17 protein-coding genes are annotated in these 23,414 nt (G+C 48.9%); 8 read left to right on the top strand and 9 right to left on the bottom strand.

Translation table 11 applies throughout. The features are described 5' to 3' along the window. The first annotated feature begins 106 nt into the window (after positions 1-106). Together BCT27_RS03355 and BCT27_RS03350 are read left to right on the top strand one after the other, a co-directional pair. Entirely contained in the window at positions 107-700 is a 594-nt protein-coding gene (locus BCT27_RS03355) for a LysE family translocator (RefSeq protein ID WP_181955888.1), read from the top strand. Between the two features lie 68 nt (positions 701-768). Beyond that, a complete protein-coding gene (locus BCT27_RS03350; protein WP_102317563.1) occupies positions 769-1,590 on the top strand; it encodes an AraC family transcriptional regulator in 822 nt (273 codons plus the stop codon). 2 nt (positions 1,591-1,592) lie between these two features. Here the strand turns inward: BCT27_RS03350 and BCT27_RS03345 are convergent, their stop codons facing one another. The 7 genes from BCT27_RS03345 to murQ all read right to left on the bottom strand — a co-directional run bounded on the left by BCT27_RS03345 (position 1,593) and on the right by murQ (position 10,552). Further along, positions 1,593-3,620, bottom strand: coding sequence for a tetratricopeptide repeat protein (locus tag BCT27_RS03345; RefSeq protein ID WP_102395032.1), 2,028 nt, complete (start codon positions 3,618-3,620; stop codon positions 1,593-1,595). A gap of 192 nt (positions 3,621-3,812) precedes the next feature. Next, positions 3,813-5,021: an ammonium transporter gene (locus BCT27_RS03340; protein ID WP_102317565.1), complete on the bottom strand. Its 1,209-nt coding sequence runs from the start codon at positions 5,019-5,021 to the stop codon at positions 3,813-3,815. A 361-nt stretch (positions 5,022-5,382) separates the two neighbouring features. Then, positions 5,383-6,192 (bottom strand): hypothetical protein, encoded by an 810-nt coding sequence (locus BCT27_RS03335; protein ID WP_102395031.1) that lies wholly within the window; start codon positions 6,190-6,192, stop codon positions 5,383-5,385. Continuing rightward, a complete protein-coding gene (locus BCT27_RS03330; RefSeq protein WP_102395030.1) occupies positions 6,177-6,719 on the bottom strand; it encodes an RNA polymerase sigma factor in 543 nt (180 codons plus the stop codon). The genes BCT27_RS03335 and BCT27_RS03330 overlap by 16 nt, the downstream gene beginning before the upstream one ends. 9 nt (positions 6,720-6,728) lie before the next feature. Then, on the bottom strand, positions 6,729-7,439 hold the full coding sequence (locus tag BCT27_RS03325) for a hypothetical protein (RefSeq protein ID WP_102395029.1): 711 nt from the start codon (positions 7,437-7,439) through the stop codon (positions 6,729-6,731). Positions 7,440-7,661: 222 nt separating this feature from the next. Next, on the bottom strand, positions 7,662-9,242 hold the full coding sequence (locus tag BCT27_RS03320; protein WP_102395028.1) for an ABC-F family ATP-binding cassette domain-containing protein: 1,581 nt from the start codon (positions 9,240-9,242) through the stop codon (positions 7,662-7,664). A gap of 407 nt (positions 9,243-9,649) precedes the next feature. Further along, complete coding sequence (gene murQ, locus BCT27_RS03315; RefSeq protein WP_102395027.1) at positions 9,650-10,552, bottom strand: N-acetylmuramic acid 6-phosphate etherase; 903 nt, start codon at positions 10,550-10,552, stop codon at positions 9,650-9,652. A gap of 511 nt (positions 10,553-11,063) precedes the next feature. On the opposite strand from murQ, the gene BCT27_RS03310 reads away from it, so the two are divergent. After that, positions 11,064-12,848 carry a zinc-dependent metalloprotease family protein gene (locus BCT27_RS03310; RefSeq protein ID WP_157939230.1) on the top strand — a complete coding sequence of 595 codons (1,785 nt, stop codon included), beginning with the start codon at positions 11,064-11,066 and terminating at the stop codon, positions 12,846-12,848. A 44-nt stretch (positions 12,849-12,892) separates the two neighbouring features. On the opposite strand, the gene BCT27_RS03305 is transcribed toward BCT27_RS03310, so the two are convergent. Further along, positions 12,893-13,282 (bottom strand): hypothetical protein, encoded by a 390-nt coding sequence (locus BCT27_RS03305; RefSeq protein ID WP_102317572.1) that lies wholly within the window; start codon positions 13,280-13,282, stop codon positions 12,893-12,895. 392 nt (positions 13,283-13,674) lie between these two features. On the opposite strand from BCT27_RS03305, the gene BCT27_RS03300 reads away from it, so the two are divergent. The 4 genes from BCT27_RS03300 to galK all read left to right on the top strand — a co-directional run bounded on the left by BCT27_RS03300 (position 13,675) and on the right by galK (position 21,049). Then, the gene (locus tag BCT27_RS03300; protein ID WP_102395025.1) at positions 13,675-17,115 is read left to right on the top strand and encodes a M66 family metalloprotease; all 3,441 of its coding nucleotides are present in this window, start codon (positions 13,675-13,677) and stop codon (positions 17,113-17,115) included. A 246-nt stretch (positions 17,116-17,361) separates the two neighbouring features. Beyond that, positions 17,362-18,462, top strand: a complete 1,101-nt coding sequence (locus tag BCT27_RS03295; protein ID WP_102395024.1) for an alkene reductase — start codon at positions 17,362-17,364, stop codon at positions 18,460-18,462. Positions 18,463-18,767: 305 nt separating this feature from the next. Next, positions 18,768-19,826 (top strand): UDP-glucose--hexose-1-phosphate uridylyltransferase, encoded by a 1,059-nt coding sequence (locus tag BCT27_RS03290; protein ID WP_102395023.1) that lies wholly within the window; start codon positions 18,768-18,770, stop codon positions 19,824-19,826. A 53-nt stretch (positions 19,827-19,879) separates the two neighbouring features. Beyond that, positions 19,880-21,049, top strand: coding sequence for a galactokinase (gene galK / locus BCT27_RS03285; protein WP_102395022.1), 1,170 nt, complete (start codon positions 19,880-19,882; stop codon positions 21,047-21,049). 71 nt (positions 21,050-21,120) lie between these two features. Here galK and BCT27_RS03280 read toward each other — a convergent pair whose 3' ends face one another. Next, entirely contained in the window at positions 21,121-22,128 is a 1,008-nt protein-coding gene (locus BCT27_RS03280; protein WP_102317577.1) for a substrate-binding domain-containing protein, read from the bottom strand. Between the two features lie 281 nt (positions 22,129-22,409). On the opposite strand from BCT27_RS03280, the gene BCT27_RS03275 reads away from it, so the two are divergent. Beyond that, positions 22,410-23,393, top strand: a complete 984-nt coding sequence (locus BCT27_RS03275; RefSeq protein ID WP_102395153.1) for a glutathione S-transferase family protein — start codon at positions 22,410-22,412, stop codon at positions 23,391-23,393. The last annotated feature ends 21 nt before the right edge of the window (positions 23,394-23,414 follow it).

Below are 23,414 nucleotides of genomic sequence, written 5' to 3'. Positions count from 1 at the left end.
TAACCGTTCAACCGCGGCGCACCTAAGTGCAATATCGTTCAATACTTGGCGATACGCCTAACGTATTCTCAAACGCTCAAGAGAAGGATAGATAGGTGTGGTTGTGATGGAAAATATCCTTGTCGCCATGGCGACATTCGCGTTTGTTGGCGCTGTAACGCCTGGGCCGGTTAATATTCTGGCGACCAGCACGGCGGTTAACTTCGGCGTGCGTGAAGCTGTTAAACATGTAGTGGGTGCATCGGTCGCGTATGCAGCGGTGGTGTTTTTCTCTGGCAGTGTCATGCAACTGTTGTTGTCGCTGTTGCCTAAGATGGAATTGGGTATGCGGGTTTGCGGGAGTGTGTATTTGTTCTATTTGGCGTACAAGATTTTTACTGCGCCAGTATCAGGCATTGATGCGTCGAAAAAAGGGCGTTCAGGGCTATGGACAGGATCTCTCACGCAACTGCTGAATCCAAAGGCATGGTTGGTTGCGATGTCTGGCATCAGTTTGTTTGTGGTGGGGCAGGATGATGAGCAAACTTACCTCATGTTATTTACCTTGGTGTCTTTGGTCATTTGTTTGATAGGCGTCGGGGTATGGGCGGTTATCGGCACAGTTTTGGCTAACTACCTTGATAATCCTGTTCAACAGCGTCACTTTAATAGAGTGATGAGTGTGTTATTGGCCGTTTCAGTCACTATGATGTGGCTATAGTGATTGTCTGCATTGTAAAAGATGAAAGGAAGCGTTAGGGATTATGCCAAAGGGGTTTGAGGGCACACATGAAGAAGGATAAAAGCGCCAGCTTTAAGCAAAGCACATTGCTGCCTTGGGTCGAATTGCGTGTCGCCAATCAAAGCTCTGCCTGTTATGAAGCGCACTCGCACGATGAGTTTTCTTTCGGGATCATTCAACAGGGGAGTGCGAACTACAAAAACCGACAGTCGACGCATGCGATCGGCAAAGGGGATGTGGTGACAATTAATCCCGCGGATGTGCATTCTTGTAACCCCAATATTGGTACATGGTCTTACAGCATGCTGTTTGTAGACACACTCAAAATGGGTGATGTTCAACGCGATGTGCTTCAAAGCGATGCGCATGATTACACCCCTTTTATTCATGACTTCGAACGTAACCCCGATATTCAGCAGCGTTTTCGTGCTTTGTTTGAGGCATTGAAAAGCGACGCGAGTGTGCTACATGCTCAGGTATGCTTTTATGATTTTATCGAGGGCATTTTAGGGAAACAGCAGCAAGACTCACTCAGAGTGATGATGTCTCAACCCCCGCTTATGCGCATTCGAGAGCGGCTCTTGGATGATATTGAACACACACATCAGTTAGATGAGCTGGCACAGGAAGCGGGCATGAGCCGCTATCAACTGCTTCGCGCTTTCAAACATCAATTTGGTTTACCACCGCATGCTTATTTGATGGATGAGAAAATAAAACGCGCCAAAATCATGCTTAAATCGGGCGATGATATTTCTGATGTTGCACTCAGGCTCGGTTTTTCAGATCAAGCCCATTTCCAACGCCAATTCAAAAAGAAACTCGCCGTTACGCCGAAGTTTTATCAATCGCACTTCGTGATGAAATAACCTTAGATGTTCGTCGGGCAGGTCGCTGCAAAGGTATGCTGCGGCGCTAGCACGGCGGCAATTTTCTCATCCGCTTCATCACTGCCGAGCTTCTTGGCCTCAAAGAAATAACTCACCGATTTCATGATGTCTTTTTCGACGATCACGCCGCGGTTGTGCCAATCAGCCAGAATCAGGTTTGCGCGAATGTTTTGTTTTCCGGCTTGTTCAAGGTAGTAATCACGCACAAGGGCGATGTCGCCTTCTGTGGCGTTACCCAATTCCAATTGTGCGATGAAGTTCTTTAGCCCGCGCTGGTGGCCCTGGCTGGCGGCTTTTGCGTACCAAGTCACCGCCTCCTCAGCGCTTTCTGGCGAGTTTTCCTCGAGATATACCCCGTAGTTGTTTTGCGCACAAAAATGCCCATTTTCTGCCGCGGTTTTTAGGTAGCGAATACGAGCCTCGTCATCATAAAGTGGACTTTCTTTATTGGCATGAAGGCTGGAGAGAAACCAATTCGCGAGGTTTTCATTGTTGTCTGCGGCATCAAGCAACAATGCCTTGGCCTTTTCCTCGTCCGTGTCTAATCCTCCCATGCCATACATATAGGCTGCGCCTAATCGCATTTTTGCCCGTTGATTGCCTTGTTCGTAGGCCAATTGATAAAGCTCAATCGCTTTTACGTCGTCTTTTTCAACACCGTCACCAAACTCATAGAGCTCACCAAGATAGGTTTGACCGCGATCGTCGTTTTGTTCGGCGGCAAGTTGATAGTATTTGGCAGCGGTTTCAACATTCTTTTCAACACCATCCCCATATCGATAAAGCATGCCTAAATTGATTTGAGCCGCTGAATTTTTGAGTGCCGCGGAGCGTGAATACAATTCAAAGGCCTTGTTTAAATCTTTGGTTACGCCTTCGCCTTTCTCATAATGCTGGCCAAGATTATTGAGGGCTGTGCTGTGGCCACTGTCGGCAGCTTGTTGGAGTAACAAAATGGCTTTATTAAGGTTTTTAGCCACCCCTTCCCCTTTCCGATAGAGAATCGAAAGGTTGTTTAGTGCCGAGGAATGACCTTGGTCGGCAGCCAGTGTGTAGAGCGAAACCGCGCGCTTAGGATCTTTATCAACGCCTAAACCTTTGCTGTAGCAATAAGCCAGCGCCCATTGTGCAGAGTCTTTTTCTTGATTTGCCGAGAGGGTGTAAAAATGCACCGCTTTTTCTAAGTCAATCTCAGCGCCTTTTCCAAAGCGGTACATGTCACCCAAGTGATATTGGGCATCCGGATCTCCTTTGTTAGCGGCCAGCGTCAATAGATTCATGGCTGCTATCAAATCTATGGGAACGCCGTCGTCACCATATTTATACAAGAGAGCCAATTCATATTGTGCGGGGACGTACCCCTGGTTTGCGGCGAGCGTATAAAAATACTCGGCTTTCACAGCGTCTTTTGGTAGGTTTTCGCCTGCCTCATAGATGGCCCCTAAATTGGTTTGCGCCCAAGCAATCCCTTTCCATGCAGCACGCTCATAGAGTGAAATAGCCTTCTTCTCATCTTTCGCCACGCCGACGCCATAGTTGGTTAGCCAACCCAAGGTATATAACGCTTCGGCATGATCTACAGCGACCAATTTATTGAGCTGAGGTAACGCTTTAGTCGCCCAATACTTTGCGCCATCCTCATCTTTTGGCCCAATTAAACCTCGCCATAGAAACTTGGCTATGGCTGCCTGAGCAAGGGGGTTTTCATCATTTGCTGCGGCGAGATAAGCAGCGTATGCCGCGTCATTGTTATCGTTGAAGAAGTACTCGCGTTGGCCAATTTGAAAATTTTCATCATCGAGGTAATCGGTATCACGGGTTTGTACGGTGAGGTATTCGTAGAGCGACACGATGGGGGGAACGGCTTGAGACAAGGCGATAACCACCGCCGTGATGATAATGATGGATGCACCGATGGGGTGGTTAGCGACGCGCTTTTTTAGGCGAGAAACCAAATCATCTTGTGGTGGATCGGCGACGTGATTTTCATCGATATCTTGGTGGCTCATGCAAAAACTCCCAACGACATATCTCATCAAATACAGTAAACAGTATTGATGTGAACGTTGGAGTCGGATGTCTATATTTCAGGAATATGAGGCGTTGAAAGCTATGCAACCATGTGATTTTAAGCAACAAAAAAGAGCCCAATTCCGTTGGGCTCTTTCGTGTTTTTTGCGTTAGCGCTAAGCGCTTAGCCATTAATCTTCTGAGGTGGACGCAATCTTATGAATGGCGAGGTCAGCACCGTTGTATTCGTCTTCTTCGGTCATGCGAATACCCGCCGTTTTGTCTACCGCCGTGTAAACAATCCAACCGCCCACGAAGGCAATGACAACACCTGCAATGGTGCCGATGAGCTGAGACATAAAGCTCACACCACCAAGGCCACCCAACGCTTCTAAGCCGAAGATGCCCGCCGCAAGGCCACCCCACATGCCACACACGCCGTGCAGTGGCCAAACACCCAACACGTCATCAATCTTGAAACGATTTTGGGTCAAGGTAAACAACCAAACAAACAAGGCACCCGCAACACCACCGGTGAAGAGCGCACCAATTGGGTGCATTAGGTCAGAACCCGCGCACACAGCAACCAGACCGGCTAGTGGTCCGTTGTGTAGGAAACCTGGGTCATTTTTACCCACGACAAGTGATGCAACGATGCCACCGACCATTGCCATTAAGGTGTTCACCGCGACCAAACCGCTGATGCCGTCTAGCGTCTGCGCTGACATGACGTTAAAGCCAAACCAACCGATGGTAAGAATCCATGCGCCAAGGGCAAGGAAAGGGATGTTCGAAGGGGCAAATGCAATCAAGCGGTCGCCACGGTAGCGGCCTTTACGCACACCGAGAATGAGCACGGCTGCGAGTGCAATCCACCCACCCACTGCGTGAACAACAACCGAACCTGCGAAATCATGGAAAGCGGCACCAAAGGTGGCTTCTAGCCAGTCTTGGAAGCCGAAGTTACCGTTCCAGATCAGGCCTTCGAAAAACGGATAAACGAACGCAACAATAACTGCAGCAGCAATCAACATTGGCGTGAACTTGGCGCGCTCTGCCACACCACCAGAAATAATGGCGGGGATGGCGGCTGCGAATGTCATCAAGAAGAAGAATTTAACTAACTCATAGCCATTGTTAGCAGAGAGTGCTTCTGCGCTGCTGAAAAAGGTTGTGTCGTAGGCTACCCAATAGCCGATAAAAAAGTATGCGAGTGCCGAGAAACCGAAATCTGACATGATTTTAACCAGTGCGTTGACTTGGTTACGATGTCTGACGGTACCGACTTCTAAAAAGGCAAAACCTGCGTGCATGGCCAAGACCATGATGGCACCCATCAAGATAAAGAGCGTGTTCGCGCTTTCGGTCAGCGTCTGAATCGCGCTACTGATATTTTCCACAATGTTTTCCTCTACTTCCCTGAGAATTAAATTTTCCTAAGTAAGTTAAAGCACATATCGTGCCGATTTGCGCAAATAAAGTGCAGAGGCACACCAATAGGGTGCGTGAGAGTGATAACTTACTGATATTTAGTGGTTAAAAACTCATGCGGAAGTGAATGAATTGCACGGGGTGTTAACGGCTCTGTAACGTTTGATGCATCATGGTTGTGCATGGGGAGGGGGTGATCTGCACCAATGTGGTGCTTTTCCTGTAACTCCTTAGTATTTATGATGATTTATGCTTTATTTGTGTGCATTCGATCGCAAAAGCCGAGAAAGCATACTCGCGCAGGGCAAATATGCTTTCTGGCGTGGCGCGTTAAATGGCGTTCCAGTCGCTTAACTCAACACAATCACCTTGGTAAATCACTGTGCTGCTTGGGTCATTGGTTTCTGTCACCAACAACTCCGAGCTATTTTTCAGCGCCTTCCATTCTGTTGGGGTCATGAAACGCGTGTCGTTAATGCGCCTGAGGGTGTCGATGGACTGTAGCTTTCCGCTCGACTTATCACGCATCCACACCATGGCTGTCTCTGAGGGAAGATTTGTTTCCCTAAGGTTTCGTTGTAAACGGATCGTTGACTCTCCGGGCTTCGCACCTTGGTACGCCACCAGCGCAAACTGATTTTCTTCAACGTTAGACGACATCATTGCGAAGTATGCCGCGGGTTGAACCCTAGCTATCAAAGACGTTGTTTGTGTGGATTCGCTTGTAGGGGTAATAGGATCAGGTGTCACTATGGGCCTGAGGAACAACCCCAACATGAGTGCGCATGCAAACCCCACAGGCGTAAACCATGTTGGCCATCGACGCGTTGGGTGGCTTGAGGGTGCTTCTGGTGCGTTCCTGTGTGTTCGTGGAAACAACGCGAGAGAAATGCTATCCCATACCTTTTTGGGGGCGGGAGAAAACCCTTGCTCGTCGAGGTGATCATCCATCGATGGCGTTAGCCCACTAAAGTGCTTTTGCCAATGGGCGATGTTTTCCCACCATGTTGGATCTTGTTGAATTAATTGTTCGAGTCGGCGACGAACACGCGGTGTCAACGTGCCTAAAACATATTGCGCAGCGAGTCTGTCGCGAACCTCGAATGCCGCATAGCGTTTGGCTGTTATTCGGTTAGGCATCGTTTTAACTCCTGCAGTCCGCGTCTGATCCATGACTTCACTGTACCCAGTGGCGAATTGATGTGTTCAACGATTTCTTGGTGTGTCATGCCGTGTTGATAGGCGAGCACGATGGCGTTGCGTTTATCATAAGGCAACGCCTCGAGACACAGTTCGAGGCGTTGAGGCTCCTTCGTGTTTTTAGATGATGGGCTGTCACCCGCTGCCGTTTCTTGGGAAAGAAACCTCGAGTCCGCATCGTTTTGTTGACGCCGTCGTCGTTGGCGCAGTTCATCAATGGCAAGGTTTCTCATGCTTTGACAAAGCCACGCCCACGGGTGTTCAACGGGGTGATGTTTGCTGTTAAACCAGAGCTTCAAAAAACCCTCTTGCAGCAAGTCTGCGGCGAGTTGATCATCTTTCACGATGGATTTGACTAAGCTGAAAAGTCGCGCATTCGTCAAAGCATAAAGCGCTTCGAAAGCCTCTCGGTCTCGAAGCGCTATGCGTGAGAGTAGCGATGTTAATTGCTGTTTATCGACGCTCACTGAATATCCTTATTGCTGCACGATATGCCAAACGTTTTTCACGCCATCACCGGTCGTGTCGCCGGGTGCCTTATCTTTAAACCACAAATACAAAGGCTTGTTATTGTGCGTCCATTGGTATTTGCCGTTTTTCCTCTCCGTAACACCAAAGTTACCAGTGAAAGACAGCGAATCGATGCCCTTAGAGGTGAGTGTAGATGGGACAAAAGCCGGTGGCCATTTCACGGCGCATTCGCCATAGCATGCCGATTTTCCCCCCATGTCTTTATCAAATGTATAGAGGGTGTAGTTGCTTTCATTAACAATAAAGCGCGTTTTTCCCGCGTTGTAGAGCTTGAGTGACACGTCATCTGCGCGTGCCAAAGGCCATACCCCTTTAATACCCGCGCCTGATATATCGCCACGTTTTTTGTCTTTTATCCAGCGGTAAAGCGGCTGACCATTTTTGGTCCATTGTTTACTGCCATCGCGCCGTTGAATGGTGGAGAAGTCCGGCTCCCCTGAAAATAAAGCGTTGTTTGCTTGATCTGCAAGTAAAGGTGGCCACTTGGCCACACACCCGTCATTGCATTTAGGCATGCCAGAAATGTCTTTGGAAAAGGTGTATAGCGTTCTGCCGTTCGCATCGACATACACGTCGCCGACGTTTGTGTTTTGGGTATTCGCGGATGCAAAGGCCAGCGCTGGAAAAAACAGAGCCAATAGAGTCCAGTGTTTCATCTTTCATTCCTTTCATGGGCACTTCGGTGTCGAAGTGGTAAGCGCATTTTTTCTCACGGCCATGTGAAAAAGGGTTTCAAAACAAGAGACGGTGTGCGCGGGCATTTAGATGCAGATGGGATCAAAAATAAAACCCTTCGCTCGGGGAGAGAAAACAAAACGGTATTTACAGCAGAAGAGAGCTGCGCTTTTGAATGACAAAAGCGCAGCGAGTGCGTGATGCTAGTCGGTGTACATGTGTAGGATTTTATTCACAGAGACGTCAGCGACAAAATCTTCATCATGGCTTACCAATATAAAAGCGCCTTTGTATGCATTGAGCGCCGCCGCCAATACATGTTTGGCTTCAATGTCTAAATGGTTGTCAGGTTCATCCAGCAATAAAAGCTGTGCGTGTTGGGTGTGGCTGACCATCAGCATTGAAAGCTTCATTTTTTCACCGCCACTGAGGTGTGAAACTTGACGGTAAACGGTATCACGTCGAAATCCGATCCCCGCTAGTAAGGTTCGGGCATCGCTTTCTTGAAGCCCTTCACAATGGCTCATTAGGCTTGAAATCATGGATGCGTTGGCATCCAGCAAACCAAAGTGCTGATCCAAATACACAGCTGAAACATTCCGCCTTACCTCCCCTGGCAGTGGCGAATAGCCTTTGAGAATGGTGGTAAGCAGGGTGGATTTTCCGCACCCGTTTGGGCCTTTCAAATAGCACCGGTCGTGTTGGTTTACGGTAAAATTTAGCAGTATTTGTTCACCAAACGGCAGCGTGAAACCTTCAACGTGCACCAAGGTTTGGTTTTTGCCACGCGTCAAAACCGGAAGATGCATCGCTTGGGGCTTTCTCTTCTCTTTCAGTTCTTCAAGCGATTGCAATTTTTCATTGTTCCGTTTCATCTGATTTTGTTGGTTTGTGTTTGAGGCAGAAACGCTTCGCTCTGCGCCGTCTTTTTTAGCATCCATAAGGATCTTGGGCTGACTGCCTGACTTGAGTGTTCGATTCCCTTTTGCTGCGCGCTGTTGTGCTTTTTCTCTATTGATTTGCGCTTGCTTCTCAATGTTCTTTTTTTCTGATTTTAATTGGCTGATTTGTCGATCAAGCGCACTCGATTCAAGAGACGTTTGCGAGAAAAACACCTCGTAGTTGCCAGAAAAATAGCGAAGCCCTAGTCCAGTGAGCTGATATATACCATCAACATGACGAAGCAAGGTTCTGTCGTGGCTGACCACTAACGCAATACCTTTAAAGCATGACAATTGTTCGATGAGCCATTGCCGACCTTTTGCATCGAGGTGGTTAGTGGGTTCGTCGAGCAGCAAGATGTCATGTTCTGCGCTGAACAGGCGGTGCAGTTGCAGTAATGCGAGCTGACCACCACTCAGTGTCTGGCAACGTGCGTCTACATGTGTGTGAATCCCCAAGGTTGTTAGCTGTTTTTCCGTTTGAGACTCGATGTCCCAATCATCGCCAATGATGTTGAAATAACGTGGGTCTGTGCTTCCTTGTGCAATAGCTCGAGATGCGGTGAGTGTGTCTGTGATGCCAAGGAAATCCGCAATGGTGATATCACTGTCAATCAAGTGTGAAGGTAACTGAGAGTAGTGGCCGATATTGCCATCTCGCTGAATATCGCCTTCGGCAGGTTCTAGCCTTCCAAGAAGCAATGACATCAGGACGGATTTGCCCGCGCCGTTGCGACCGACAAAGCCCGAGATGCCTTTCGTTAGGCTGAGATTGAGGTGACGAAAGAGCCATTCCCCGCTATCAAGCTGGAATGAAAGTTGGTGAGTGATTAATGCAGGCATATGCCTTTCCCCTTACAAAATACAAGTAAAAGGGGTTGCGCCGTTTTATCGATATAAATCGGCTGAGCGATAGCTTAGGTGTGATCAACGAATACACGTCGCCCTAAAAGGTGATTTAATTCGATGATGAGCAACGAGAATTCAATGTGCGAATTCTGTGATGCGAGAGAGATATGCCAAAAGCAACGCCCACTAACCCCGAGTGTTCAAATACAAGATGTGATTTGAATATCAGGACGTTAGTTCTTCATTGGGGCGGTCACTCCTAGCGATAAGATGGGGAGATTATAGCGGTGTTTGAGACATTGTGAATAGGCAATGGCCGTATTTTGGGTGAATCGAAGAACAACAAAAAAAGCCCAACGCGGCACGCATTGGGCTGGCGATATCTGACGGCATCGCTTTCGCTATTTTGAATTCAATGCAGCCCGAATAAAACCATGGTGTCGTTCTAGTCGCGCGGTGGCTTCTTGTGCATCAATGTTTGCCAATAGCATCAAGATGGCGGTTTTACAATGGCGGTTGCAAGCATTGAGCGCAGCTTCCGCTTCTTCGGAGCTTGCGTCTGTCGCTTCCACAACAATGTTCACTTGTCGTTGTACCAATTTGGCGTTAGTGGCTTCCACATCGACCATCAAGTTGCCATACACCTTACCACTGCGAATCATTGCCCCGCTGGTGAGCATGTTGAGCACCAGTTTTTGTGCAGTGCCCGCTTTCATGCGCGAAGAACCTGTGACCACTTCAGGGCCAACAATGGGGGTGATGGCGATATCTGCTTCATCAACCATGGCGCACTGCGGGTTACACGCAATGGCAACGACAGTAGCTCCTACCGATGTCGCATAGCGCATACCACCTAATACGTAGGGCGTTCTGCCGCTTGCAGCAATGCCGACCAAAACGTCATTGCTTGTTAAAGCCAACGCTTCAAGGTTGCGTTGACCCAACTCGGCGTTATCTTCAGCATTTTCAACCGCTTTCAAAATTGCAGGGTGACCACCCGCAATTAAGCCGACAACCATCTCGGGTTTTGTGCCATAAGTAGGCGGGCATTCGCTGGCGTCTAAAATACCCAGTCGGCCTGATGTGCCTGCGCCCATGTAAATCAAACGGCCATGGTTTGCGAAGGCGTTTGTGATGGCATCTACTGCGAGCGCGATGTTGGGCAATTGCGCTTCTACAGCGAGCGCAACCTTCTGATCTTCTTGATTGATCACTTTGAGCATGTCTAACGTCGATAAGGTATCGATGTCTGCACTGGCGGCATTTCGACTCTCGGTCACTAAGCGGGTTAAATCAATCTTCATTGCGGATCTCTCGTCATTCTGATGGTGACCAGTATTCCTTATTGGTATGGGAAACCACAACGATTTTTTGATGGCATTGAATAGTGGTAATGCATCAATCTGTATGAATTTCCTACCATAAAATGTGTTGTTGAACACAAGTCATTTCCTGATGAATCCTTTTTCTAGACGCATAGATTTACGTATTTCTTTTCTGGACAGGCTTTGTCTTTGGAGACGTCCCCGCAGTGTCTGTATGTGAAACCCTGGATGATGCGACAGGTTTGGGTTTCCTCAACACCCGTGTCGCGACCGGAGTAAATTACCTCGACAACGTCGTGATAATGACAAGGCCGCTTCTTCTTTGTTACAGGTAACGTTGAAGAGGTGGTTTTGTAGCAATTCCAATAAGTTAAATTAGTATTTGTTTATATAAAACAATTAAATACATCTCACTATATGGACAGTTATCGACACATGGTTTGCGTAGAGTTGCTCTGCAATTTATCGAATGAACCAGAGGATGCTTGAAATGATAGTGACGTTTTTCAGACGCTACATCGCCTTGGCAATATCGCTTGTATGTTTATGTGCTTCCAGCCTTGCCGTGGCAGCAAATCTTACGCCCAGAGATGTTGTAGATGGGCAACTGCCGAGTAATGACAAAAATATTACCTTCACCACGTTGAATGGGAACTGGGTGCGCAACATTAAACTGCCCCTAAAACCTCAAGACAATACCGTGGTTAAAGTGGTATCGAAGGCAAATTATTCATCAAATATTGAGCATGAGACCCTGCCATTTGAACGGCTGCTTCTTTCGACGGGAGACAGCATTACGGTGCGGTATAAAGCAAGTACTGCGTCATGGTCTCTCGATTTGGAAAAGCAATCGCCCAATGCGACGGGAGACCAAGTGGATAACAGCGCGGGACAACAATATGTTCACTATCGCGTTTGGAATGGGAATTGGACTCGAACAATAGCCTTGCCCGAAGAGGCGAAAAAACTGCGCGGTATCATCATCTCATCAAATGCAGCATGGGATTCACAGATTGCGGGTGAGCAATTGCTGACGCAGAGTTCTGCACGATTGAAGCGAGGGGATACGTATAAGCTGACGTATAACGCGGCCTACCAAAAATGGGCTTTTCAGGAAATGCCTCAACGTGTGATCAATGCGCGTGATATTCGAGACGGTATGGTGCCAGCACCAACGTCCCCAGACACCGTAGTACAGTTCGCGAATCATAATTTTATTCACGATATTTCGTTACCTGCTGACGGTAACCAAGGCGACACTGTCACTATCCGTTCTCGTGCGGCGTGGACGGCAACGATTCAGAATGCGAACACCACGATGACGACCCCGGTCTCCTTAAGGACGGGCGACGAGTATGTGTTTGTGTATCGCAGTGATCGACGTCATTGGGCGCTCTTTTCTCACCCTGAGAAATCTTTCAATGCGCGTGACGTAAAAAACGGTGCGTTGGCTGTCGTCTCTCCCACGACGAGTGTGTATTTTTCCAATGGGAATTGGCAGCGCAATTTACACTTACCACAAAGCCCTGAAGGTTTTCGCGTTCATCTGAAAACAGACGCTTGGTGGTCTTTCACTGTGCGTGCACAAGCCATGAACAACGAAGTTATCCATCGTGGAGAGCACGTCACCTTTGTGGTGAATGCATCTGGCAACTGGGAGCGAGAAACGGTCACGATTGATTTGTTGGGGTATTACAGCCACAGAAACGTTGAAAAACTGGGTGAATCTGCCTCACGTCAACGCCTTGTCGAAGGCATGACGTTAACCAACGAAGCACTCATTAATTCGAAGGCAAATTTCCGTTTTCGATTTGTTAGCATCGAAAAGTTTCAATCTCCTGATTCGTGGCTAAAACTTGGCGATGCGCTGTCCGCGTTGCGTTCCAATGAAACAGCGCAAAACAGACGTAATGCGCTGAAAGCTGATGGGATCTATTACGAAGGCACCGAAAGTGGCTGTGGCCTAGCTTGGGTTCGCGCAAGCAGATACAACATGGTGGCGAGCGGCACGGTGCATTGCGGCACCACGGTGATGCGTCATGAATTGGGGCACAACATGTCATTGAATCACGGCGTGTCTTTGCCTGAGCAAGCCCGTAACCCTGCCATTGGGTATTCGAGAGAAGGAACGGTAATGGGGGGGAATCGTCAGCCGTATTTCTCCACACCAGATGTGTTATCGCCAATCACGAAGTTACCCATGGGGTTTGACGATCAAATTGATGGTGTACGTGCGATGAATGCGTTCTCTCATCGGGTAGCAAATTACAACTAACCCTCAAACGTTTGGTTGAGTGAGCGGGCTGGATGCCCGCTTTTTTAATTTCGATAGTAATCGATCACCTGAATCTCATGGGGCTTTGCACCGCCTAGCAGCGTTACGTCAAATTGGTACTGCGATAATCGATTGATCGCCTCTTCGGGTTGCCTGCAAACGTCGATGCCTTCTAGCTTTTTAAACGGCTGATCTACGCCGTAATACATGCTGAGAGTGACTGTCTTCGGCGTGTTTGTCGCAAGTTCAAATCGGCATATCCCTGTTGGACATACAACATCAAACTGAGTGTCTGATTGCTGCGTTATCTGCTCGATACCTTGAATGGGCGTCGCCGAGATGCTGCCCTTGCCATCCATTAGGCTGTGCTGGCTGCAACCCATTAAAAAGGTGCTGCCAAGTAGCGCCATGGATAGCATGATTTTCTTGGTCATTTCTTCCTCATCCTTTTCTTTGTTCAACGCAACATTGTCTTAAATTACGCATTCAAGTAGCGGGTCATTCATGTGCGGATCCCACACGAGCACCGTGATTGGCCTGCATCATTTTCCTTTGCATGCCCTAGTGTGCATTCATACGCTCTCATTGACCAACTAAATAGACTGTTTTATCAGCGTCTATGCGGTTTAACATGATGATTTAGCTTTATTTTTTTGATGTTTTTATCTGCAATAGTCTCACTAATGTGGAAGTAATATCGCCAATGAGAAAAAACGCTCTGCACCAAGATCAACGAATTGCATATTACTGGCTGCGACGTATTGATAATTAGATGAAAATTGGATCTGAATCACATAATTCTAAATAGAACGTTCAGGGACAATTTATGAAACTAAAACTTTTGTCATTGCTTATAGGAAGTGCGCTAGTCAGCCTGCCGACACTTGCAGACAACACCACATTGATGTCTTTGGGAGAGCAAACCCGTACCTCACTCGAAAATATGCAGCAGTTGGCGCAAAATCCCGCCAATGTTGTTGAGCGAGAGGGTCGTCGTTTTTTGACATACCAAGGAAAAGAATATTGGTTGAACCACGAGAATTTCCCGCGTTTCCCACTCAATGATACCAACGGTGAATTCAGCGCTGCATTTCCGTTTGTGAATGCAGACTGGGAGTATGTCCCTTATAACGGTGGATTCTACTTACTGCACCGCGAATGGGGTGTGATGACCGCTGATGATACGGGTTGTTATGTTGAGTACATTCCCGCCGCACGTGGCTCGCAGCATGATGATGGCAGCTACATTTGGGAAAGCGACATGGTGCTCCGTACGGTGATGTCCGACTGTGGTGGCATCGCAACCCCTGATATCACAGAGCTTCAAACTGCCTCTGTTTCTGACACGGGCGCTCAACTGGCGTGGAAAGCGACCAGTGAAGATGCGGCATACAACATCGCGATCACTACCCATCCTGAGAATGCATCGTCCATCACGTTCAACTATCCAGCCACGGGCTCACACTTTTATATTGGCGATCTTGAACCGGACACAGAGTACGAAGTGGCGCTGACAGGTTGTAATGCATTGAGCTGCGATACTGAGCTGTTGACCTTCAATACCTTGCCTGCTCGTTTGAGTTACAACGATAGCCGCGACGCGCAAAACCATCTGTTGGGTAACTTGCGTGGACACGTGAACTTCGCTCAAACACACACCAGCGTGATGCCGAATGGCAACGATGATTTGCGTCATCCAAACCTGGTGATGGATCGTGCGGCACAACTGTTAGTGACGCCTTCTCAATATGGCATTCACCAAATGTGGGTTGATGTGTCCGTAGAGGGTGTACACATGGGTCGCTTCCCTATGCAGCCTCCAAGTGCGTTGGCAGACACGGATCAGATTAAAACGGATCGCAGCAAAGTGGTGTTCTCACACCATGCATGGAGTTTCCCGCTAAATTGGGAATGGATGAAACCCGGCCTGTCCTTGAGTTTCAGTGATAACCGAGGCCGTGAAGGTGCGCTGAGCAGCGACATGCTGGTGTTTGGTGGCGCGCCTGAAATGGTGATCCAAAACATTGATATTGGCATGCTTGTAGAGCCACGCGATCGTTATGACATGATTGATCGCATGCCAACACTGGCGACGGATTACTTCCAGAAAATTCCGGTTTCAAAACTGGTGATGGCTGATTACACGCCGATACATTTACGAAAAGTCACCCTGCCAAACGGCAAGGTGTACACCAAGGCCAGTGAATATGAAACACCAGGATGGCACGGCGGAGATATGCGTGAATACATCGGTAAGCGCCTATTCTCCATCGGCATCAATAACGCCAACTTTGGTGTGATAGATACGGCGGGCGGCAACGCGAGCTGGCCGCGTCCATTCAGCCATATCACCGCACATAACAGCCGCGGTAAATACTTGGCAAAAGATCCTGATACGGGAGTTATTGCCTCCAAAGTGGTGCAACACGGTGGCAGTGGCGGTGGTGGCATCGTTACGCTGGATGCAACACGTGGTAACGAATGGTCACACGAACTGGGTCATAACTTTGGCCGAGGACACCATCCGCAAGGCTATTCCGTTCATGACATGGAATCTGGCTGGGGTTGGGATGCCCGCTACAACCGCTTCATTGGTAACCTCCACTGGACGGCAGATCCGATCACAGTAGACAACACCAACAGTGGTGAATCTGTGCCTCCGTTTGCGGGTGAATTCCGCTTCATGCGAGAGGCAATGGGCGGTGGCGAAGGTGCGCTGACTGGCTTAATCAGTAACTACACCCTTGAGCACCCAATTGCTGCGCGTGTTACGCAAGATTGGTTCAATCGCTCGAACAATTTGGACATGAATAGCAGTACGGGTTTTGTTCAGTGGGATCAGTATTCACAGCACTATGCGGAAGTGGAATCTGACTTCGCCAAGCCAACCGCGAAAGGCGTGCCAGTGATCACTGTGTTGGGTATTTATGACCCTGCAGAGCTGAACCCAAGCCAGATTTATCCGCTGGTTTACTCCAATTACGGCAACCTGTTTGACCTGCCGACGCCAAGCGTGATTGAGCCACAACTGGAAGGTTGGCAGGCGGTGTCAGGCATAACTGCGGCTGACCGTTTGACGACGCAATGGCAAACCATCAAAGACAACGATACTTGGTTGCCGCTTTGTCAGTTCAGCTACACCAATGCAAAGGGTGAGCAAGCGAATTTTGTGGGCCATGAAGTGGCTGATGAAAACGTCTGTCGTGCTTCGTCGGATATGTATTGGCTGGTGGAGGGTGAGCGTGAAACGCCGGTTTCTCAACCGATGGATTACCAATTGCTTGCGAGTAAAGGCGAGTTGTTGAACAAGGTTACCTATACACCAACAGTGGCATTGGGTGAGCAAACCCTGTGTGCCTTGAATAAGCCGGGTACGTCTCATGATGGCGCAGGTTTTATTGCTGACGGTAAATGTAAGCAGATCGACAACATGAAACATGCGAATGGTGCGCTGTGGGCGTACGCCTCGCACCAAGGTGGCATTACTCAGTACACATTAGCTTCTCAAAAACAGTGTGAGCTGATTGTTGATGGCGAAGATGGCTCAGTGCAACGTATTGCGTTAGCGGGCAGCCGTTACAGCAGTGGCGAAAGTAACAAGTTCCACATGAACTTGCCGATGGATGTACACCCAGAGCGAATGACAGTGAGCTGTTCTACGCTAGCAGGGACGAGTACAGTGCTTGATACAGTGACAACTCCGCGTAACCCCGCGGTGAACGATCTGATTGGCCCTGTGATCATTGGTCAAGAGCATGGCTATGAGGTGTTAGATTCGGCATTGCCATCAAGCTGGTTTGCGCATACGTCTTCTTTCGATCCTGCGGATTTGAATAAGAAAGATTTGGCGAATTTAGCCACATTACGTGTCGTGGATAACACGCCGTACCTGTGTCGTTTCCCGATGGCGGTCAATGGTGCGGATACATTGCTGCATGGCTATGTCGAAGACTTAAGCAATGGTGATTTTCAGTGTACAGGCGGTGATGAAATCACAGTGCGTGACACAAGTGGTGAACGCCCTGTGCTGTCTGCATTGAATCAATTCGAATGGCTGTCTTTGAACAATGCCGCTGATGTCGGTGAACGCATTAAAGCCAAACCAGGAAGCGATGCCAATCTGTGTAGTTTAACTCGTGGCAACGAATTCTACGGTGCAGGCTTTGTGAATGCGGGTGGACAATGTGTTCAAGAGCCAGAAGTGTATTGGTCTAACGGCAACCGTTGGGTTTTCTCTAGTGGTTTCGGTGAATACAGCTACCGTTGATCGGCGATCATGACATCGTAGTTTGATTCGATAATCTTCATCCCGTCAATGGCATGCTATCAGCATGGATTGGCGGGATGTTTCTTTTTTGGCGCGTAAGCCTGTACCTGATTTTTCTGCGTTTCATCCTTTCTTCTATCTTCGGTACTTACATAACATAAATTTATAGATTTTATAAAAATCCATAATTTCAACTCTTGAGCAATCATGCGTATTCTCACTGGCATTCAGTAATAGGAGTCCGACATGACCCATGCATTGTTTCAACCGATCCAACTCGGTTCGCTTTCTCTAAAAAACCGTATTGTGATGCCTCCAATGACCCGCTCACGCGCCACCCAACCAAGCAACGCCGCGAATGACATGATGGCCACCTACTATGCACAGCGTGCCAGTGCGGGTTTGATTGTTGCCGAAGGCACGCAAATTTCTGAAATGGGTCAGGGGTATGCGTGGACACCCGGCATTTACAGCCAAGAACACATCGCAGGATGGCGAAAAGTCACCGATGCGGTGCATGAAAAAGATGGCGTGATTTTCGCGCAGCTTTGGCATGTTGGCCGTGTGACGCACCCTGATAACATTGGCGGACAGCAACCTATTTCATCCTCTGCATTGAAAGCAGAAAACGTGAAAGTCTTCATCGACAACGGCTCAGACGCACCGGGTTTTGTTGATGTGGTAGAACCTCGCGAAATGTCCAAAGGCGACATCAAACACGTGATTGCAGAGTACCGCCAAGCAGCACTGAACGCGATAGATGCTGGGTTTGATGGCATTGAACTGCATGCAGCGAATGGCTACTTGGTGAATCAGTTCATTGACTCTGAAGCCAACAACCGCACTGACGAATACGGCGGCAGCATTGAGAACCGTTTGCGCTTCCTAAAAGACGTGGTTGAAGCCATGGCAGACGCGATTGGTGCTGAGCGCGTTGGTGTGCGCCTTGCACCATTCACCTCGCTCAATGGCACGGTCGATAGCACGCCAGTTGAAACTTATGTCGCGGCGGCGGCGTTGTTGAACACATTGAACGTTGTCTACATTCACATCGCAGAAGTGGATTGGGACGATGCACCAGAAACGCCAGCTGTGTTCAAACATGCCATGCGTGAAGTGTATGACGGTGTGCTGATCTACGCGGGTCGCTACAACGGCGAAAAAGGCGAGCAAGCTATTCAATGCGGAGAGGCTGACATGATTGGTTTTGGTCGCCCATTTGTTGCGAATCCTGATTTACCAGAACGGATGAAAAATGGCTACCCGCTAGCACAGCACGATCCTAGCACCTTGTTCGGGGGGGCTGAAAAAGGGCTGTTGGATTACCCAACCTACCACGCAGGCTAACAACCTCTGAGCATTAAGTTTTTGAAAGCCGCTGTTTCCGACAGCGGCTTTTTTGTGCCTAAAAATGGTGTCTCCCTGCTGAGCACGCGGTTGAATGCACAGGTAGATTTGAAGCACACGCATTATTCATCTAGACTGAATGGAAACGTTTACATGACGTGTTTACTCTTTAAACGGTGGCGAAATTACACGTTCTTGTGAATCGAACACTAAAGTAAACGCGAGTGGCGAGCCTTAAACAGACATTGCTGCGCTGTTGAAAAAACATGCCACGAATTTCGCTTGAATGGATTGAGAGAGCTGACATGGATAACACTGAATTTAATCCCGTCGATCACCCACACCGCCGTTATAACCCGCTCACGGGTCAATGGGTGCTGGTGTCTCCGCACCGCGCAAAGCGTCCTTGGAGTGGTCAGGACGAAAAGCCCTCGACAGATACTTTATCTTCATACAGCGACAGTTGCTTCTTGTGCCCCGGAAACACCCGAGTGTCTGGTGATGAAAATCCAAATTATGAAGGCACCTATGTCTTTGGTAATGATTTTGCCGCTTTGATGCCGGATTCCCCGGATGCCCCTGAACCGACCAACCCTTTATTCCAAGCACAAGGTGTAAGGGGGTTGAGCCGCGTGATTTGTTTTTCCCCTGATCACAGTAAAACGTTGCCTGAATTGCCTTTGTCAGCGATTCGCGGGGTGGTTGATACATGGAATGCGCAAATCGAAGAACTGGGTCAACAATACGTTTGGGTTCAGGCATTTGAAAATAAAGGTGAAGCGATGGGGTGCTCTCAGCCGCATCCTCACGGGCAAATCTGGGCGAACAGCTTTCTTCCAAATGAAATCGCGCGCAAAGACGTACTGCTGCGAGATTATTACCTGCAACATGGGCGTAATTTGCTGGTGGATTACGTGGAAGCGGAAATGTGCGACGGTGCGCGAACCGTGGTAGACACAGAGCATTGGTTGGCGGTTGTGCCGTATTGGGCGGCGTGGCCATTTGAAACCATGTTGCTCCCTAAAACCCACATTCGTCGCTTAGAAGAACTGACCTATGAGCAGCGTGATGATCTTGCGTTGGCAATCAAAAAGCTGACGACCTATTACGATAACTTGTTCCAGTGCTCCTTCCCGTATTCGATGGGATGGCACTATGCGCCGTTTTTTGAGGCGGGGACTGACATCGAACATTGGCAATTGCATGCGCTTTTCTACCCACCTCTTCTGCGAAGCGCATCGGTGCGCAAATTTATGGTGGGCTATGAAATGTTGGCAGAAACACAGCGAGATTTAACCGCAGAACAAGCGGCAGAACGCCTGCGCGCGCTGAGCGACGTGCACTATAAAACTCACATGGATTGAAGAGTAACGCGTTATCCACGCTGTTAAACAGCGTGCTAGCGAGAGATAACTGTATGAAAAATATTATTCAAAACGCCAACAACGCGTTTCAGCAGGCGTTTAGCTATGACGCAACACATACCATTCAAGCGCCAGGACGCGTGAACTTGATTGGTGAACACACAGATTACAACGATGGCTTCGTGTTGCCTTGCGCCATCAATTACCAAACCGTGGTTGCGGCAGCAAAACGAGACGATAACCAAATACGCGTTGTCGCCGTGGATTTTGATAACGAGCAAGATCAGTTCTCGCTCGATGAAGAGATCGCCTTCCTGCCTGAGAAAATGTGGGCGAATTATATTCGTGGCGTGGTGGTTTGCCTTCAACAACGCGGTTATGACATTGGCGGCGTTGATTTGGCGGTGACAGGTAACGTGCCGCAAGGGGCAGGGCTCAGTTCCTCTGCATCACTTGAAGTGGTGATTGGTCAAACCTTCAAATCGCTGTTCCAGCTGAATGTCACGCAGGCCGATATCGCCTTAATTGGTCAGCAGGCAGAAAATGAATTTGTGGGCTGCAATTGCGGCATCATGGACCAACTTATCTCCGCGGAAGGGCTTGAGAACCATGCCTTGCTCATTGATTGCCGTTCGTTAGATACCTTGCCTGTTTCTATGCCGAACGACATTGCTGTGGTGATCATCAATTCGAACAAAAAACGTGGTTTGGTCGACAGCGAATACAACACACGTCGATTGCAGTGTGAATCAGCGGCCCGTTTTTTTGGCGTGCTGGCATTGCGTGATGTGACCCTCGAAACATTTGAAGACAACGCTGAGCACCTGAATGAAAAAGTCGCGCGTCGTGCACGCCATGTGATCACTGAGAATCAGCGTACTTTGGCTGCAGCGGAGGCGCTTCGTCGTGGTGATCTGAAAAAAATGGGCGCGTTGATGGCGGAATCTCATGCTTCGATGCGTGATGATTTTGAGATCACGGTGAAAGAAGTGGATACCTTGGTCGACATTGTTAAATCTGTGATTGGCCATGACGGTGGCGTGCGCATGACGGGCGGCGGTTTTGGCGGGTGTATCGTGGCGTTAGTGTCACCGTCTCAGATTGATGATGTGCGAGCAGCTGTTGATGCGCAGTATGAAGCGTTAACGGGTCTCAAAGCCGATATCTATGTGTGTCAGGCAAAAACCGGTGCTGGTTTAGTGAAAGACGCTGCGAGGGCGTAACGTCTTGATCGTTATAATTTTAGAGGAAGAGGGGTCGCCCCTCTTCCTCAATGTATTGTTGTTTTCTCGCTCTATTTTTTACGAACGGGCGCGACGGAGTCACGTCGAACTAACGTCGGCGTAAACTGCATGATTTCTGGAACATCACTTAACCCCTTGGAGAGTTGAAGCGCAAGCTGAGTGGCTTGTTCTGCCATCATTTTAATGGGGTAGCGAATGGTGGTGAGCTTCGGGTAGACGTAACGTGCAATCAAGCCATCATCGAAGCCCACAATCGACACATCATCTGGCACATTGATGCCATTTTCTTGTGCGACCGACATCGCGCCCGCCGCCATATAATCGTTGTACGCCACCACGGCTGTAAATTCTACAGAGCGCGTGAGTAATTGCGTCATCGCTTCTTCTCCGCCGTCACTGCTCGGGTCGCCCAATACCACCCTTCGCTCGCAAGGAGAGATATCGTGGTCGCGCAGTGCGGTCTCAAATCCTTTCTTCCGCTCGTGCGCATCTTCAATGTCGTGGTTAGAAGAAATCAGCGCAATCTTGGTGTGGCCGTGCTTGATCAAAAACTCGGTGGCCAAATACGCGCCACGAAAGTTATCGAGAGAAATGCAGCGCCCTGCCAGCGCATCAATGTGGCGATTGATCAGCACGAGGCTTTTTACTTCTTCGGCATAGCTAATCAGCGCTTCATCAGACAGGGCTTTTGAATGGATGATCAGTGCATCGCAGCGGTTGTTGATCAGCAGATCGATGGATTCTTGCTCTTCGCGAGGGTCGTGATAACCGTTACCAATCAAGGTGTGCTTTCCTGCCGCGCGGGCAACACGATCAACGGCTTGTGTGAGCGTGCCAAAGAAAGGATCGGAAACGTCTGCGACCAACACGCCAATCGTGGCACTGTTCTGGCTGACCAGCGCTTTTGCGGCGGCATTGGGGCGATAGGAGAGCTTTTTCATCGCCTCGGTCACGGCCTTAATGGATTGCTCACTGGCGTTCGGAGATTTGTTGATAACACGAGAAACGGTCGCAATAGACACACCGGCTTCTTTTGCCACATCTTTGATCGTTGACATGAAATACCTCACTGCTCACTTGGCATCATTATACGCAAACAAATGATTTGTGCAGGGTTCTGGGCGCACGTGAACCGATAGCGCGCTCACAATCAGGGGCTTCTTTTGCCTTACCTCATGCCCATTTACCACAGTGTTTACCTGAAGCTCGCTTGATGGCTCTTTCGAATAATCGTTCTCCATAAGAGAACAATCATTTCCTATTACGTATGTTTATGCGTAACCCAACAACCCGTATTGTTGCTCCATCAGCACAACATGCAGCTTATGAGGGACACATTATGGGTTTATTAGTCGACGGGAAATGGCGCACTGATTGGTATGACACATCGAAAACCAACGGACGTTTTACCCGCAAAGCCACCAGCTTTCGCAATTGGGTAACGCAATATGGCTCAGCAGGGCCAAGCGGCGAAGGCGGGTTTAAAGCCGAACCTGGTCGTTATCACTTGTATGTCTCTCTCGCTTGTCCTTGGGCGCATCGCACCTTGATCTTTCGAGCGTTAAAAGGGCTAGAAGACATGATTTCAGTGTCTGTTGTTAATGCCTTTATGGGCGATGACGGCTGGACATTCTTGCCGGGCGACGACGTGATTGCAGACAGCGTGAACGACAAAACGTATTTGCACCAAGTGTATACGGCAGCACGCGCTGACTATACCGGACGGGTTACCGTGCCTGTGCTTTGGGACAAGAAAACCCAAACGATAGTGAGCAATGAATCCGCGGAAATCATTCGCATGTTCAACAGCGCGTTTGATGACGTTGGCGCAAAAGAAGGCGACTTCTACCCCGAGGCGATGAGAGAGGCAATCGATGACATTAATGACTTCATTTACCCGAACATCAATAACGGCGTTTATCGCGCAGGGTTTGCGACAACGCAAGAAGCTTATGACGAAGCGGTGGAGGAACTCTTCAGCGCCTTGGACAAGCTGGAAGAGCGCTTGGAAGAACGCCGATATTTGGTCGGCGAACAAATCACTGAAGCTGACTGGCGTTTGTTCACCACCCTGGTCCGATTCGATGCTGTTTATGTCGGACATTTCAAGTGTAGCCGTCGCCGTATCGTCGAATACCCAAACCTCTCAGGCTACTTGCGCGAGCTTTATCAACAGCCGGGCGTTGCCGAGACAGTGAATATCGACCACATCAAGGCGCACTATTACGGCAGCCATGAAACGGTGAACCCGACGCGCATTGTGCCGCTTGGCCCAGCATTGGATTTCACGACACCACACGGCCGTGAACAAATAGGAAAATGATTCAAACACGTCAACGCAGAA

Origin of the sequence: Enterovibrio norvegicus, assembly GCF_002876705.1 — a bacterium.
GTDB lineage: Bacteria > Pseudomonadota > Gammaproteobacteria > Enterobacterales > Vibrionaceae > Enterovibrio > Enterovibrio norvegicus_B.
This window is presented reverse-complemented; position numbering and strand designations above follow the sequence as displayed.

Excerpts from the sequence above, each read along its gene's own strand:
- BCT27_RS03355 (WP_181955888.1), top strand. The coding sequence starts at position 107 with ATGGAAAATATCCTTGTCGCCATGGCGACATTCGCGTTTGTTGGCGCT.
- BCT27_RS03350 (WP_102317563.1), top strand. The coding sequence starts at position 769 with ATGAAGAAGGATAAAAGCGCCAGCTTTAAGCAAAGCACATTGCTGCCT.
- BCT27_RS03345 (WP_102395032.1), bottom strand. The coding sequence starts at position 3,620 with ATGAGCCACCAAGATATCGATGAAAATCACGTCGCCGATCCACCACAA.
- BCT27_RS03335 (WP_102395031.1), bottom strand. The coding sequence starts at position 6,192 with ATGCCTAACCGAATAACAGCCAAACGCTATGCGGCATTCGAGGTTCGC.
- BCT27_RS03325 (WP_102395029.1), bottom strand. The coding sequence starts at position 7,439 with ATGAAACACTGGACTCTATTGGCTCTGTTTTTTCCAGCGCTGGCCTTT.
- BCT27_RS03320 (WP_102395028.1), bottom strand. The coding sequence starts at position 9,242 with ATGCCTGCATTAATCACTCACCAACTTTCATTCCAGCTTGATAGCGGG.
- murQ (WP_102395027.1), bottom strand. The coding sequence starts at position 10,552 with ATGAAGATTGATTTAACCCGCTTAGTGACCGAGAGTCGAAATGCCGCC.
- BCT27_RS03310 (WP_157939230.1), top strand. The coding sequence starts at position 11,064 with ATGATAGTGACGTTTTTCAGACGCTACATCGCCTTGGCAATATCGCTT.
- BCT27_RS03305 (WP_102317572.1), bottom strand. The coding sequence starts at position 13,282 with ATGACCAAGAAAATCATGCTATCCATGGCGCTACTTGGCAGCACCTTT.
- BCT27_RS03300 (WP_102395025.1), top strand. The coding sequence starts at position 13,675 with ATGAAACTAAAACTTTTGTCATTGCTTATAGGAAGTGCGCTAGTCAGC.
- BCT27_RS03295 (WP_102395024.1), top strand. The coding sequence starts at position 17,362 with ATGACCCATGCATTGTTTCAACCGATCCAACTCGGTTCGCTTTCTCTA.
- BCT27_RS03290 (WP_102395023.1), top strand. The coding sequence starts at position 18,768 with ATGGATAACACTGAATTTAATCCCGTCGATCACCCACACCGCCGTTAT.
- galK (WP_102395022.1), top strand. The coding sequence starts at position 19,880 with ATGAAAAATATTATTCAAAACGCCAACAACGCGTTTCAGCAGGCGTTT.
- BCT27_RS03280 (WP_102317577.1), bottom strand. The coding sequence starts at position 22,128 with ATGTCAACGATCAAAGATGTGGCAAAAGAAGCCGGTGTGTCTATTGCG.
- BCT27_RS03275 (WP_102395153.1), top strand. The coding sequence starts at position 22,410 with ATGGGTTTATTAGTCGACGGGAAATGGCGCACTGATTGGTATGACACA.